Origin of the sequence: Erwinia aeris (assembly GCF_041224955.1) — a bacterium.
Classification (GTDB): Bacteria; Pseudomonadota; Gammaproteobacteria; order Enterobacterales; family Enterobacteriaceae; genus Erwinia; species Erwinia aeris.
The window spans coordinates 140,793-154,875 of sequence record NZ_JBGFFX010000004.1 but is presented as its reverse complement, the minus strand read 5'-3'; the positions used below and the strand labels follow the sequence as shown (position 1 = coordinate 154,875).

Here is a 14,083-nt window from a genome sequence, read left to right as displayed (position 1 = left end):
AAAGTATGGCGGTCCCGGTCTGGTTTTTAACGCTGCCCGGCGTGATGACGCTGGATATCACCGGCCCGGCGGAGACGCTGCAGCTGGCCGGCGATGCCTTTAGCCTGCGCTATATCGGCCCGCAGGAGAGCGTGCCGACCTCGACCGGCATGACCATAGGCCAGCTGGCACCGCTGCCGGAAAACCTGCCTGACGGCAGCCTACTGGTGGTGCCGGGCGTGGCGGATTCCAGCGTCGCTTTCGATACGCCGCAGGCTATTGCCGCGCAGCACTGGCTGATGCGCCTGCAACCAGCCATTTATGCCAGGCAAATTACGCTGGTTTGTATCTGTTCCGGCGCCATTCTGGCGGCGCGCAGCGGCCTGTTGCGCGGCATACATTGCACGACCCATCACGAAGTCATCCATCGGCTGAAAAGCGCTGAACCTACCGCTATCATCAAAGAAAACCGCATTTTTGTGGAAGATCGCGGCATTTGCACCAGCGCAGGCATCACCGCAGGTATCGATCTGGCGCTGCATCTTATCCATCGCCTGTGCGGCCCGCAGACGGCGCTGGCGGTGGCGCGGGAAATGGTGATTTGGTTCCGCCGTTCGGGTGACGATCCGCAGCTTTCACCCTGGCTGCGCTATCGCAACCATCTCAATCCGGCCATTCATCGTACGCAGGATTTGCTGATTGCCCGGCCGGAGCGGGACTGGTCGCTGGAGGAGATCGCCGGGCGCGTGCACGTCAGCGCCCGTCATCTGACGCGCCTGTTCAGGCAGCATTTGGGGATTAGCGTACGGGATTATCATGAACAGCTGAGGCTGGCGCTGGCCCGACAGCGATTACAGCAGGGCGAAGGCACGGAAAAAGCGGCGCTGGCGGCAGGATTTTCTTCTTCACGGCAGCTCAGGCGGGCGCTTCAGCGCTGGCAGGAATAAAAAAGAGCGTCGGCGATAATCCTGTGCCGACGCGCTGTTTTTAATGCTTTACGCTGTCGATAAAGGTCTGGCGGGCCGTTGTGGAACCCAGCCGTTCGGCCTCGTTCAACAGTTTCAACGCTTTATCCACGTCTCCGGCCTTCACGGCCTTTTTAATCGCCTCGTTAAAGTAGCGATCCGACTCGGCCAGCATCGGTTCCGCCGGTTTCGCTGCCGGAGCAGGCTCCGCCCGTGCAGAATGACCGATAACCGCCGGCGCGGCAGGCGCAGGCTCGGAAGATGGGAACAGCTGGCCGATCATAACGTTACCGGCTTTCTGCTCGGCGGTGACCTTCAGGCTGATCTTGCCCGTTGGCGTGTGCGTGGCGATGGGATCGGGAATATCCGGCACCGCATTGCCCACGCCCGCCGCATAGGCTTTGGCAGGATTGACCATTTGCGTGGTCGACTGAAGGTTTTGTTGCGTGGTGTAAACCAGCAGGTAAATCTGCTTCTGGCCCAGCGCCGGGGTCAGCTTCAGCGTGCCCTCCAGCCTGTCGCTGGAGACCAGGCCCGGCTTTTGATAAGGAAAATAGCTGGCAGGATAAAACGCTGCTGGCCGCATCTGTTCGTCAAGCACCAGCACGTTTGGCGCATATACCGTTTTGCCCGTCACCAGGCTGGTCAAAACGATCTCCAGCGAGCCGCGATCGGCAGGCAGTGAGAAGGCCGCAGCGGCGCCCTGAATTTCGCCCTGATTAATCTTCGTTGCAGTGCTGCCGAGCGTCACATCCTGCGTGACGGGCGGCACCAGCGGCGTCCAGGCGAGGCTACGCAAGGTTTGGGCAGAAATTTTCGGGGCGGCGGAGGCATCCTGCTGAGCCGCCTGCGCGCCAGCGATCAGGCTGAGCGACAGACAAAGAGAGAGCAGCGTCTTTTTCATCAGAGTTTCCTTGTTTGCATTACCACCAGACTTCCATCTGCGCACCGAAAGTCACTTCGTCGTCGTTGCCACGGCTGAAGGTGCGCGCGGTGGTGTCGTTCATCGCCAGGCCGTTATCGACGCCGCTGTCGGTGTCGTAGCCCCATTTTTCATCCCAGTTGGCGTAGGTGGCAAAGACGCGGATGGCCGGACGTGACCAGATGCTGTCGCCAGCCTGCCACTGCTGCGCCAGCGTCACTTTGTACTGGCCGTTGCGGTCGCCGGTACGCTGGGATTTCACGTTGTCATAGCCCGCTTCCAGCAGCGTGCTCATGATCGGCGTCCATTTATACATTGGCCGCACGCCCACGGTATACCAGGTCGTGCCGTTATTGTTATCGCGATCGGTATCCTGATACATCGCTACGTACATCAGACCCCATTTGTCGTTGAAATCCAGCGCGCCGTGGTCGAGTACGCGCACCATGCTGCCGTTATTGTTGATGGCGGCGCCGGTCGAATGGCCGTTAGCCGTGCCGGTACTTTCCGCCGTCATGGCGTCGGCGGCGTATTGCAGCACCAGCTTGTTGTAGCCGTTATAGATGCTCTGCGTATGTTCCGCCGTCAGCAGCCAGCCGTCTTTGGTGGCGTCATCGGCCAGCGAATAGCCGTCGCGCGCGTTGGCGCGGCCGTAATCCACGCCCAGCTCTAACACGCCGCCGGGGTTGGTTTGCAGCCCGGCCAGGCGCACGTCGAAGACGTCATTCGAGGTAGGCAGCTCGTCGCGTTGATCGGCGATATAGCCAAAGGAGCCGCCGCTTTCGGTGTTGCGCGTGGCGGCAAAAGAGAGCTTGCCGAAGCCGACGTCGATATCTTCCAGACCGGCACCCGGCCCGGAGATATCCCAGTAGTAGAAGTCGATCATATGCACGTCGTGGCGCTGGTAGAAGCGCTTACCGGCCCACATCGTGGCGCCAGGCAGCCATTCAATCAGGTTTTTGCCCTTAACGTTGGCTTCGCGGAAGGCCGGATCGGTCGATTCCCAGTCGTTCTGCTGCGATACGGAATAGGCGACGTTAGTATCAAAATAGAAACTTTTATCCCCTTCTTTCCACACTTCCTGACCCAGTTTCAGCTCCGCATAAGTTTCGCATTCGTTGCCGAGGCGATATTTGCTTTCCGCGCCGGTGGCCTTAAAACACTGCTGCTCGCCGCCGCTGCCGGACCAGCCAATGCCGGAACGGGCATAGCCGGTAAAATCTACCGCCATCGCCTGGGTGGAAAGCGCGCCGGCCACGGCCAGCGCCAGAGAGGAATTACGTATTGTTATCATCATCTTCTCCTGTAGGGGACTGTTGCTTAAACGCCAGGCTCGGGATGTAACCGACGGCAGGCCGTCCCGTCTTCACGGAACAGATGACAGCGGTGCGGCGGCAAACCAATGGCGAAAGTGGTACCTTCTTCTACCAGCACTACGTCATTCTGGCGGGAGACCAGGTTCTGACGGATGGCCGGGATCTGAATATGGATCTGCGTTTCATTGCCCAGCTGCTCGACGACCTGCACTTCGCCCGTGAGCTTTACCTCTGCGTTCTCACCCGGCAGAAGATGCTCGGGCCGGATGCCCAGCGACAGGTTGCTGCCCGGCACGACGCCGTTGCCTTCGACTTCCAGCCAGACCGCCTGCCCGTTGGGCAGTTCGACCTGCACGCGTTCCGGCTCGGCGGCAAGGATTTTCACCGGCAGAAAGTTCATCCTGGGCGAGCCGATAAAACCGGCGACGAAACGGTTGGCGGGATAGTGATAGAGCGCCAGCGGACGGCCGACCTGCACAATGCGTCCGGCGTTCAGCACCACGATTTTGTCGGCCAGCGTCATCGCTTCAACCTGATCGTGAGTGACGTAAATCATCGTGCGCTTCAGCCGCTTGTGCAGGCGGGAGATTTCAATGCGCATCTGCACGCGCAGCGCGGCGTCCAGATTGGAAAGCGGTTCATCCAGCAGGAACACCGTGGGTTCCGCCACCAGCGTGCGGCCAATCGCGACGCGCTGCCGCTGCCCGCCGGAGAGCGCTTTGGGACGACGATCCAGCAACGGCGCGAGCTGGAGGATTTCCGACACCTGATTAACCCGCCGCTCGGTTTCCTCTTTTTTCGTTCGTGCCAGCTTCAGGCCAAACGACATATTTTCGGCCACCGTCAGATGCGGATAGAGGGCGTAGGACTGAAACACCATGCCGATGCCGCGCTCGGCGGGCGGCACCTCGTTCATCCGCTTCCCACCGATTTTTAGCTCGCCGGACGTAATTTCCTCCAGCCCGGCAATCATACGCAGCAGAGTCGATTTCCCGCAGCCGGATGGCCCGACGAACACCACAAACTCGCCCTGTTCAATCTCCAGATTGATATCGCTGGAAATTGCGGTTTCGCCAAAGACTTTATATACGCCGCTAAGGGAAACGTTCGCCATCCTCTCTTCCTCTTCATCCGTCAGTAAACCGATTACGCCGCAGCATGACGCGCCGCCTGCCAGGAGTAATCAGCCGTCGCGCGGTTTTTGCTGGCGGAGAGGCCAGGAGGATAAAAAGCGAAGACCCACGCTCAGCGCCGGTGGCGAAAGGGGAAATACGTGATCTGCATTGCAAAAAACAACCTCTGATGGGCTGCATAAGGCCTCATTAACGACAGCCGTGCAGGCGGAGTCACAGTTTGGGCGGTGGGGGCGTAGAGCGGGGGAGGATGAAGCCGCTACCGCTTGATTGCACACTGACCGGTACGCTCTTCGCTGTCTGCAACGTGAAGAAACCTGGGGCTTACCGCTATAAGGACTCGATCATGCTCAGTATCAAGAACATTGTTAAGCACACCGCCGCCCTGTCAGCGCTGGCTACGCTGGCGCTCTCTTCCGCCGCCTTCGCCAAAATCGAAGAGGGAAAGCTGGTGATCTGGATCAACGGCGACAAGGGCTACAACGGCCTGGCGGAAGTGGGGAAAAAGTTTGAACAGGATACGGGCATCAAGGTGACGGTTGAGCATCCTGACAAGCTGGAAGAGAAGTATCCGCAGGTGGCCGCGACGGGCGACGGCCCCGACATTATTTTTTGGGCGCACGACCGTTTCGGCGGCTACGCGCAGTCCGGTCTGGTGGCGGAAGTCAGCCCGGACCAGGCTTTTAAGGATAAGCTGTTTCCGTTTACCTGGGATGCCGTGACCTTTAACGGCAAGCAGATCGGCTACCCTATCGCGGTAGAGTCGCTATCGCTGATTTATAACAAAGATTTGGTGAAGGAAGCGCCCAAAACCTGGGAAGAGATCCCGGCGCTGGATAAGACCCTGCGCGCCAAAGGCAAAAGCGCCATTATGTGGAACCTTCAGGAACCCTATTTCACCTGGCCGGTTATCGCGGCCGACGGCGGCTACGCCTATAAATATGTCGACGGCAAATACGACATCAAAAACACCGGCGTGAACAATACCGGCTCGCAGGCCGGCCTGCAGTTCATCGTCGATTTAGTCAAAAACAAGCATATCAGCCCGGATACCGACTATTCGATTGCCGAAGCGGCCTTTAACAAGGGCCAGACGGCGCTGACCATCGACGGCCCCTGGGCCTGGGCCAACCTGGATAAAAGCAAAATCAACTACGGCGTCGCCCCGCTACCGACCTTCCACGGCAAGCCTTCCCGACCGTTTGTCGGCGTGCTGACCGCCGGCATCAACGCCGCCAGCCCGAACAAAGAGCTGGCGAAAGAGTTTCTGGAAAACTACCTGATCACCGATGACGGCCTGGCGATGGTCAACAAAGATAAGCCGCTGGGCGCCGTCGCGCTGAAATCCTACCAGGCGAAGCTGGAGCAGGATCCGCGTATCGCCGCCACCATGGCTAACGCGAAAAACGGCGAAATCATGCCGAACATCCCGCAAATGAGCGGCTTCTGGTACGCCGAACGCAGCGCGATTATTAACGCCGTCAACGGCCGTCAGACCGTGCCGCAGGCGCTGAAAGACGTTGAAACCCGCATCACCCGATAGCCACTGCTGAACAAGGGGCGGCCGCTGGCGGCCCCGCGTCGAAAAGGATAGCTCCATGTCTCTGGCTCACATTCGCCGCTCTGACAGAAGATCGCCGCTAAGCCGCGTGCCCGGCTGGTTTACCCTTATCTTCTTTGCCCTGCTGGCAGGCTATTTGATCGTGCTGATGTACGCACGGGGAGAATACCTTTTTGCCATGCTGACGCTGGTGCTTTCCGGCCTGGGGCTGTTTATCTACGGCAACCGCCGCGCTTACAGCTGGCGTTATATTTATCCCGGCCTGGCCGGAATGGCGCTGTTCGTGCTGTTCCCACTGGCATGCACCATTACCATCGCTTTTACCAACTACAGCAGCCTGCATCAGCTTACCTTTGAGCGCGCGCAGGGCGTGCTGCTGCAACAGCAGTTCCGCGCCGATAAAGCCTGGGATTTCGCTCTCTGGCCGGTGGACGACAAATGGCGGCTGACGCTGACCTCGCCCGATAACGGCGACGTGCTGGTTTCTGCGCCCTTTGCCTTTACGCCTTCCGCGCCGCAAACGCTGACGATGACCCCGCAGGCCGCACCGACCGGCAACAAAGCCGGGCTGCGGGTCATTACGCAAAATCGTCAGGCGCTGGGCCAGCTGGCCGCCAGACTGCCCGACGGCACGCTGCTGCGGATGAGTTCGCTACGGCAGTTTTCCGGCACCCGGCCGCTTTATCAGCTGGGAGAGGACGGCAAACAGCTGACCAATATCCAGAACGGGAAAGTTTACTCTCCTGATATGAGCACGGGCTTTTACCAGTCGGCGGATGCGGACGTCCTCAGTCCGGGCTTTACCGTCGGCATCGGCTGGAAAAACTTCCTGCGCGTGTTTCAGGATGCCGGTATCCAGAAGCCCTTTCTGTCGATCTTTCTCTGGACGGTGCTGTTCTCGCTGCTGACGGTGCTGCTGACCACGGCGGTCGGCATGGTGCTGGCGTGCGTGGTGCAGTGGGATCAGCTGAAAGGCAAGGCGGTTTATCGCATGCTGCTGATCCTGCCTTACGCGGTACCCGCTTTTATTTCTATTTTGATTTTCAAAGGGTTATTCAATCAAAGCTTTGGCGAAATCAACCTGCTGCTGGGCAATCTGTTCGGCATCAAGCCCGCGTGGTTCAGCGATCCCCTGACCGCCAAAACCATGCTGATTATCGTTAATACCTGGCTCGGCTATCCCTATATGATGATTTTGTGCATGGGGCTGCTGAAAGCCATTCCTGACGATCTTTACGAGGCCTCGGCAATGGATGGCGCTTCGCCGATCCAGAACTTTTTCCTGATTACGCTGCCCCTGCTGATCAAGCCGCTGACGCCACTGATGATCGCCAGCTTTGCCTTTAATTTTAATAACTTTGTGCTGGTTCAGCTGCTGACCAACGGCGGCCCCGACCGGATTGGCACCACCACGCCGGCCGGGCACACCGATTTGCTGGTCAGCTACACCTGGCGTATCGCCTTTGAGGGCGGCGGCGGACAGGATTTTGGCCTGGCCGCCGCTATCGCCACGCTGATTTTCCTGCTGGTGGGCGTGCTGGCGGTGATCAACCTGAAAGCCTCCCGCATGAAATTTGATTAAGGAAGCATTATGGCGATGGTAAAACCGAAGTCGCAGCGCCTCAGGCTGCTGGCGACGCACCTTTTCCTGCTGGGCTTTATCGCCCTGATCCTGTTCCCGCTGCTGATGGTGTTCGCCATTTCGCTGCGGCCCGGCAATTTTGCGACCGGCAGCCTGATCCCCGACACCATTTCGTGGGACCACTGGAAGCTGGCGCTGGGGATAGCGGTCACCAACGAGAACGGCACGGTGACGCCGCCGCCGTTTCCGGTGATGCTGTGGCTGTGGAACTCTGTGAAAATCGCCCTGATTACCGCCGTCGGCATCGTGGCGCTCTCCACAACCTGCGCCTACGCCTTTGCCCGCATGAAGTTTCGCGGCAAAAGCCCGCTGCTGAAAGGGATGCTGATTTTCCAGATGTTTCCGGCCGTGCTGTCGCTGGTGGCGCTCTACGCCCTGTTCGATCGTCTGGGCCTCTATATTCCTTTTCTGGGGCTGAATACGCACGGCGGGGTGATCTTCGCCTATATGGGCGGCATTGCGCTGCATGTCTGGACGATCAAAGGCTATTTCGAGTCTATCGATAACTCTCTGGAAGAGGCGGCGGCGCTGGATGGCGCCACGCCGTGGCAGGCGTTCCGGCTGGTGCTGCTGCCGCTTTCGGTGCCGATCCTGGCGGTGGTGTTTATCCTGTCGTTTATTGCCGCTATTACCGAGGTGCCGGTGGCTTCCCTGCTGCTGCGTGACGTCAACAGCTATACGCTGGCGGTGGGAATGCAGCAATATCTGAACCCGCAAAACTATCTGTGGGGCGATTTTGCGGCGGCGGCCATTCTTTCCGCTATCCCTATCACCGCCGTGTTCCTGATTGCTCAGCGCTGGCTGGTGGGCGGCCTGACCGCTGGCGGGGTGAAAGGATAAGGCAGTTCCGGGTAGCGCCAGGCTGCCCGGAAGTTATGCGTTATTGCACGCTGCTACAGGATTAGCACTGAAAATAGCGGTACCTGTACCGTTATTGCTCAATATACTTTTCCTCATTTTTGCCGATGTTTATTACCGCTGCGCCTTCTGCCGTTGTGTAAGGACCTGCTTTATCCACCACAACCTTGTGATGTTTCCATGTTGGAAACATCACAAGGTTGCGCTATCATGTTTCCACGTTGGAACGTGGCTGAGGGAAGCATGCACGTTATTTCAAGGGAGCCGTTCAGGGAAGCGGCAGAAAAATTCCCAAACGATGCAGCCGCATTGGATGCGACCTGGCTGGTTTTAAAAAGCGGTGTTTTTGCCAATCCGGATGCGTTAAAGGCACAGTTTCCCAGCCTCGACCGAATGAAATACAGGAACAAATGGTGGGTGATTGATGTCGGCGGCAATAACCTGAGGATGCTGTTTTTTGCAGACTTTGAGCGGGGCAAGATTTTTATCAAGCATATCGTTACCCATGCTGACTACGACAAGCTGGTTAAGAAGTATCGGGAGAGTAAAGAATGATTACCGAAGCCATTCAGGCAACCAATGACCTGGTTAAAATTGTCCCTTTTTTAGGCGGCAGCACCAGCAAAAAAGATTACGAGCAGGCGCTTGAACTGGTGGAGTATCTTATCGAACACGATCCTGATAGCCCATTAGTGGATATGCTGGCTGATAAAGTCGCCCGCTATGAAGATAACGCGCCTGAATTCGCTGAGTTCAATGCACGCATTGCAAGGCTGCCTCGCGGCGTTGCCTTACTGCGGGTGTTGATGGATCAGCACAAGCTGACGCAATCCTCCTTTGTGGAAGAAATCGGCCAACGCTCTTACGTGAGTCGTATTCTGCGCGGTGAGCGCGCGCTCACCGATAAGCACAAGGCGCGTCTGGCGGCGCGGTTTAAATTACCGTTTGAAGCTTTTAATGAATAAATCCGACAGTAAAACAGTTTCTGCGGCCATGATGACACGGCAAAGCGGCCCTCAGGCCGCTTTTTTAATCCACCGACACCTTACGCCGCCGCCGATCGACATCCCTGATTAACGCATTCACCTCCGGGTCGGCAAACATCGCCTCCAGCGTATGGCTGAGCTTGCGCCGCCAGTTGGGATATTCGCTGCTGGTGCCGGGAATATTGACCGGCGTCGCCATATCCAGCCAGTCTTCCGGCTGCAGACCCAGCAGCGCGCTGGCGCTGTCGGCCACATAGCGTTGCAGGCCCCGGCGGATGGCAGGCGTCAGCGTGGCGCCCGCGCTGACGCTTCCCTGCGGAAGACAGCCATAATGCTCCAGGCTGGCGAGCAGGCTCTGGCGCGCCCTTTGCCGATCGGCACAAAGCCCCTGTAGCACCATTTTATCCGGGTAGAGGCCCAGCTTTTCGCCCAGCGTCAGATCGTCGCTTTGCCAGTAGCCGCGCAGCGTCGGTAAATCGTGCGTCGTCAGGGTAGCCATCGCCTGGAGCGGCCAGGACTGCGGCGCGCGAAAGCCGTTCTGCGCATCCCGCTCAAACCACAGCACCTTGTAGGAATAAACGCCTCTTTCCCGCAGCTTAGTGACGATTTCTACCGGCACCGTTCCCAAATCCTCGCCGATCACCATGCAGCGATGCCGCTGGCTTTCCAGCGCCAGCACCGCCAGCAAATCGTCAACCGGATAGTGGACATAGGCGCCTTTATCCGCCGTTTCGCCTGCCGGGATCCACCACAGGCGCAGCAGCGCCATGACATGATCGATCCGCAAAGCGCCGCAGTGGATCATGTTCGATCGCAGCAGGTCGATAAAAGGCTGGTAGGCACGGTCGATCATCGTGCGGGGATCCATCGGTCGTAAATCCCAGTTCTGTCCTTTTGGCCCCAGAATATCCGGCGGCGCGCCTACGGAAGCCTTCAGGCAGTAGAGATCGCCATCGCTCCAGGTTTCCGCGCCGTCGGCCACCACGCCGACTGCCAGATCGCGATATAACCCCGTCGGCATTTTCCGGCTGGTTTGATAGCACCGCGCCAGCTGCGTTTCGGCCAGCCATTGCAGCCAGAGGTAAAACGCCACCTCCTGCGCATGCTGTTGGCAAAAGGCTCTGACCTCTGGCCCCCGCGCGTTGCGGTACGCTTCCGGCCAGCGATCCCAGCCCCGCGCCTCGCCGCTTTCCGCCTGAAAGTGTTGATATAACGCATCAAAGGCGGCCTGAAACCAGAGGCTTTCTCCGCCCTGTTCGGTAAAGCGGGTAAAGGCCTGCCGTTCAGCTTCCTGCGGGTCACGGCCGAGAAAATGCTGCCAGGCCAGCCGCAGTCCCGCCAGCTTCAGCGCCATAACCTGCGCGTAATCCACCCACTCCGCAGCCCGCGCCGCCTGTAACGCCTGCTGCGTAGCCGCAGAATGCCACCAGCGCTGTGCGGCTTCGCTCAGGCGAAAGTCAGCCACCGCGCTGACGTCGATATAGATAACGTTCAGCCAGCGGCGGGACGAAGGGCTGTAAGGGCTGGCCGCTTCCGGGTTGCCGGGAAAAAGCGCGTGGATAGGGTTCAGACCCACAAAGGCGCCGCCCCGCGCAGCAATGTTGTCGATCATTACGGTCAGATCGCCAAAATCGCCGATGCCCCAGTTGCGCTCAGAACGCAAGGTGTAAAGCTGCACGCAGGCGCCCCACAGCTTTTTACCGGCCAGCAGCGCCTCCGGCTCGTGGCAGCGCCTGGGCGCCACGATGATCCGGCATTCCCAGCGCTGGCCGGGACGGCTCAGCGTCAGCAGGTGATAGCCCGTGGCAAGGTTTTCCGGCAGGGCCAGCGTCATGCTGCCGTGGACTCTGCCCGTCAGGCTCGCGCCCTCTTCCGGGCAAAAGTGCCAGTGGTATTCGCCTTCGCCCTCTACGGAAAGCGCAAAGCGTTCGCCGCTGGTAAAAACCTTTACCGTTGGCACCGGTCTTAGCGGCAGCTGCCGTCCCGCGCGCCAGCCCATCGCCTGCAGCAGCTCGCGCCGGGTTGCTGCCGAGATGGTCTGGGTTTTCCCGTGAGCGTTAATAAAACCGGAAGCGATACCCGCCTCCGTCGCCGCCTGCTCCAGCATCTTCTTTTCCATCTGCGCTCCTTAGCGTTTCGCCTGCCAAATGCGCTGCTGATAGTCACGGATGGCGCGATCCGAACTGAACATGCCGACTCTGGCGGTGTTCAGGATGGTGCTGCGCGTCCACTGCTGCGTGTCGCGGTACAGCGCTTCAACCTGCCGCTGTGCGGCGCAGTATTCCGCGAAATCCGCCAGCACTAAATAAGGATCGCCGCCTGCAAGCAGGCTATCCAGCATTGGCCTGAACGCCTCTTTGTCACCGTCGCTGAAGAAGCCGTTTTCCAGTTCGGTCAGCAGCTTATTAAGATGCTTATCCTTTTTACGCACGCTCAGCGGGTTATAGCCTTTGCGCAGCAGCGCTTTTACCTCATCGACGGTATGACCGAAAATAAAGATATGCTCGCTGCCGACCTGTTCAGCAATTTCCACATTGGCACCATCAAGCGTGCCGACGGTGATAGCGCCGTTCAGCGCCAGCTTCATATTGCCGGTGCCGGAGGCCTCTTTGCCGGCGGTGGAGATTTGCTCTGACACATCGGCCGCCGGGATCATCAGCTCCGCCACCGACACTTTATAGTCAGGAATAAACACGACTTTCAGGCGATCGCCGACCAGCGGATCGTTGTTGATTTTTTCCGCTACCTTGTTGATGGCGTAGATAATATTTTTGGCCAGATAGTAGCCCGGCGCGGCCTTGGCACCGAACAGGAACACGCGCGGCACCATGTCCAGCTGCGGATTATCACGCAGCTGGCGGTAAAGCGAGAGGATATGCAGCAAATTCAGGTGCTGGCGCTTGTACTCGTGCAGGCGCTTGATCTGCACATCGAAGATCGCCGCCGGGTTGAGCGTAATCCCCATCGTATGCTGCACCCAGGCCGCCAGCCTGTGTTTGTTTTCCTGCTTGATTTGCCGATAGCGCTGGTGGAAGTTTTGGTCGTCGGCAAAAGCCTCCAGCCCTTTTAACGCATCCAGATCCGTCACCCATTCGGCGTTCAGCTTGCTGTCGATCAGCGCGGAGAGCGCAGGATTACACTGCCTGAGCCAGCGACGCGGCGTGATGCCGTTGGTGACGTTATGAAATTTCTCCGGCCACAGCTGGTGATAATGCGGAAACAGATCTTTGACCACCAGCTCGGAATGCAGCGCGGCGACGCCGTTGACCGCAAAGCCGCTGACCACGCAAAGATTCGCCATCCGCACCTGGCGGTTATGGTGGATAGCCACCCGCTCCCAAACGTCGGCATCGTCCGGCCAGCGCTGCTGCACCAGCACTTTAAAGCGCGCATTGATCTGCTTAATCAGCGAAAAATGACGCGGCAGCAGGCTGCGCACCAGCCTTTCATTCCAGCATTCCAGCGCTTCCGGCATCAGCGTGTGGTTGGTATAGGCAAAGGTACGGCTGACGATGGACCAGGCCGCATCCCAGTCGAGCTGGTGCTCATCCAGCAAAATGCGCAGCAGCTCCGGGATGGCGATGGTCGGATGGGTATCGTTCAGCTGGATCACCTCGTACTGCGGCAGATCTGCGATTTTTCGACCCGCCGCGTGATGACGACGCAGGATATCCGCTACCGAACAGGCGCACTGAAAATATTGCTGCATCAGGCGCAGCCGCTTGCCCGCCTGGTGATTATCGTTCGGGTAGAGGACTTTCGTCAGCTTTTCCGCCTCTACGCCCTGCCGCTCCGCCTCCAGATATTTGCCGTCGTTAAACAGGCCCAGATCGAAAGGCTGCATCGCGACGGCCTGCCACAGGCGCAGCGGCTGGGTGATGCCGTTTTGATAGCCGACCACCGGCAGATCGCTCGCCTCGCCCATCAACGAAAAAGCGGGCTGCCACTGCTCCCGGCCCTGCGCGTCTTTGCTGAGCTTGCCGCCGAAGCCGACGCTCACGGCAAGCGAGCCGTTGCGCCGAAACCAGGGGTAGGTTTCGCGATGCCAGCTGTCCGGCGCTTCCTGCTGTGCGCCGTCGTAAAAGGACTGCCGAAACAGCCCGTACTGATAATTAAGACCATAACCCACCGCAGGCTGGCCCACGGTTGCCATCGAGTCCAGAAAGCAGGCCGCCAGGCGCCCCAGTCCGCCGTTGCCCAGCGCCGGATCGACTTCCTGCTCCAGCACGTCGGTCAGGTTAACGCCCTGTTTTTTCAGCACTTCGCTGACATCATCCAGCCAGCCAAGATTGATCAGATTATTGGCGGTCAGGCGGCCGATCAAAAATTCCATCGAAATATAGTTAACGTGCCGCTGCTGCCCTGACGGCGGCGTTGGCGGGCTGGCGAGCAGCTGTTCGGCCAGTGCGGCGCTGACCGCCTGCCACCACTGGTGCTGCGTCATCGCCTGCGGCTGATACGGCGCGCACTGGCGCGTCAGCGCCGCCATAAACGTGGTTTTACTGAATATTGCCTGCATGACCTGTCCTCATAATCCCTGAATTTCCCTCATGCTGCCGATTTGCAGCGTGCGGATCATCCTCCCAACGGCGATTAGAAAGGGAGGAGCAGCAGGGCGTAGGGGAAGGCGCGACTAAGGCGAATAGCACAGCGAAAAGCGTGATTAAAAAAATGTGACGAAGTACGACTAAATGCAACATAAAAGCTTATCCTGCTTGCAA

The 14,083-nt window shown here is 58.8% G+C and carries 11 protein-coding genes; 6 read left to right on the top strand and 5 right to left on the bottom strand.

What is annotated here, in order from left to right; genetic code table 11:
- Positions 1-5 precede the first annotated feature (5 nt).
- Positions 6-926, top strand: a complete 921-nt coding sequence (locus AB6T85_RS09260) for a GlxA family transcriptional regulator (protein ID WP_301251531.1) — start codon at positions 6-8, stop codon at positions 924-926.
- 40 nt (positions 927-966) lie between these two features.
- Here the strand turns inward: AB6T85_RS09260 and malM are convergent, their stop codons facing one another.
- From malM to malK, 3 genes are read right to left on the bottom strand one after another with little or no spacing between them, the layout of a single operon-like run.
- Complete coding sequence (gene malM, locus AB6T85_RS09255) at positions 967-1,848, bottom strand: maltose operon protein MalM (RefSeq protein WP_253456592.1); 882 nt, start codon at positions 1,846-1,848, stop codon at positions 967-969.
- 19 nt (positions 1,849-1,867) lie between these two features.
- Entirely contained in the window at positions 1,868-3,163 is a 1,296-nt protein-coding gene (locus AB6T85_RS09250; RefSeq protein ID WP_199746425.1) for a maltoporin, read from the bottom strand.
- A 23-nt stretch (positions 3,164-3,186) separates the two neighbouring features.
- On the bottom strand, positions 3,187-4,296 hold the full coding sequence (malK, locus tag AB6T85_RS09245) for a maltose/maltodextrin ABC transporter ATP-binding protein MalK (protein WP_253456594.1): 1,110 nt from the start codon (positions 4,294-4,296) through the stop codon (positions 3,187-3,189).
- A 365-nt stretch (positions 4,297-4,661) separates the two neighbouring features.
- Between malK and malE the strand changes: the two genes are divergently transcribed.
- The 5 genes from malE (at position 4,662) to AB6T85_RS09220 (ending at position 9,341) form a co-directional block, all read left to right on the top strand.
- Positions 4,662-5,858 (top strand): maltose/maltodextrin ABC transporter substrate-binding protein MalE, encoded by a 1,197-nt coding sequence (gene malE, locus AB6T85_RS09240; RefSeq protein WP_253456596.1) that lies wholly within the window; start codon positions 4,662-4,664, stop codon positions 5,856-5,858.
- 55 nt (positions 5,859-5,913) lie between these two features.
- Positions 5,914-7,458, top strand: coding sequence for a maltose ABC transporter permease MalF (gene malF, locus AB6T85_RS09235; RefSeq protein ID WP_253456598.1), 1,545 nt, complete (start codon positions 5,914-5,916; stop codon positions 7,456-7,458).
- 9 nt (positions 7,459-7,467) lie between these two features.
- On the top strand, positions 7,468-8,358 hold the full coding sequence (gene malG / locus AB6T85_RS09230; protein WP_253456600.1) for a maltose ABC transporter permease MalG: 891 nt from the start codon (positions 7,468-7,470) through the stop codon (positions 8,356-8,358).
- A 261-nt stretch (positions 8,359-8,619) separates the two neighbouring features.
- Positions 8,620-8,931 (top strand): type II toxin-antitoxin system HigB family toxin, encoded by a 312-nt coding sequence (locus tag AB6T85_RS09225; RefSeq protein ID WP_301251611.1) that lies wholly within the window; start codon positions 8,620-8,622, stop codon positions 8,929-8,931.
- Positions 8,928-9,341 (top strand): helix-turn-helix domain-containing protein, encoded by a 414-nt coding sequence (locus tag AB6T85_RS09220; RefSeq protein ID WP_253456603.1) that lies wholly within the window; start codon positions 8,928-8,930, stop codon positions 9,339-9,341. The genes AB6T85_RS09225 and AB6T85_RS09220 overlap by 4 nt, the downstream gene beginning before the upstream one ends.
- 64 nt (positions 9,342-9,405) lie before the next feature.
- On the opposite strand, the gene malQ is transcribed toward AB6T85_RS09220, so the two are convergent.
- Together malQ and malP are read right to left on the bottom strand one after the other, a co-directional pair.
- Complete coding sequence (gene malQ / locus AB6T85_RS09215; protein ID WP_369895364.1) at positions 9,406-11,481, bottom strand: 4-alpha-glucanotransferase; 2,076 nt, start codon at positions 11,479-11,481, stop codon at positions 9,406-9,408.
- A gap of 9 nt (positions 11,482-11,490) precedes the next feature.
- Positions 11,491-13,881 carry a maltodextrin phosphorylase gene (malP, locus tag AB6T85_RS09210; RefSeq protein ID WP_369895362.1) on the bottom strand — a complete coding sequence of 797 codons (2,391 nt, stop codon included), beginning with the start codon at positions 13,879-13,881 and terminating at the stop codon, positions 11,491-11,493.
- Positions 13,882-14,083: the final 202 nt, after the last annotated feature.

What these genes read in the sequence shown, in the direction of transcription:
- malG (WP_253456600.1), top strand. Translation starts at nt 7,468, where the DNA reads ATGGCGATGGTAAAACCGAAGTCGCAGCGCCTCAGGCTGCTGGCGACG.
- malQ (WP_369895364.1), bottom strand. Translation starts at nt 11,481, where the DNA reads ATGGAAAAGAAGATGCTGGAGCAGGCGGCGACGGAGGCGGGTATCGCT.
- AB6T85_RS09225 (WP_301251611.1), top strand. Translation starts at nt 8,620, where the DNA reads ATGCACGTTATTTCAAGGGAGCCGTTCAGGGAAGCGGCAGAAAAATTC.
- AB6T85_RS09250 (WP_199746425.1), bottom strand. Translation starts at nt 3,163, where the DNA reads ATGATGATAACAATACGTAATTCCTCTCTGGCGCTGGCCGTGGCCGGC.
- malK (WP_253456594.1), bottom strand. Translation starts at nt 4,296, where the DNA reads ATGGCGAACGTTTCCCTTAGCGGCGTATATAAAGTCTTTGGCGAAACC.
- malE (WP_253456596.1), top strand. Translation starts at nt 4,662, where the DNA reads ATGCTCAGTATCAAGAACATTGTTAAGCACACCGCCGCCCTGTCAGCG.
- AB6T85_RS09260 (WP_301251531.1), top strand. Translation starts at nt 6, where the DNA reads ATGGCGGTCCCGGTCTGGTTTTTAACGCTGCCCGGCGTGATGACGCTG.
- malM (WP_253456592.1), bottom strand. Translation starts at nt 1,848, where the DNA reads ATGAAAAAGACGCTGCTCTCTCTTTGTCTGTCGCTCAGCCTGATCGCT.
- AB6T85_RS09220 (WP_253456603.1), top strand. Translation starts at nt 8,928, where the DNA reads ATGATTACCGAAGCCATTCAGGCAACCAATGACCTGGTTAAAATTGTC.
- malP (WP_369895362.1), bottom strand. Translation starts at nt 13,881, where the DNA reads ATGCAGGCAATATTCAGTAAAACCACGTTTATGGCGGCGCTGACGCGC.
- malF (WP_253456598.1), top strand. Translation starts at nt 5,914, where the DNA reads ATGTCTCTGGCTCACATTCGCCGCTCTGACAGAAGATCGCCGCTAAGC.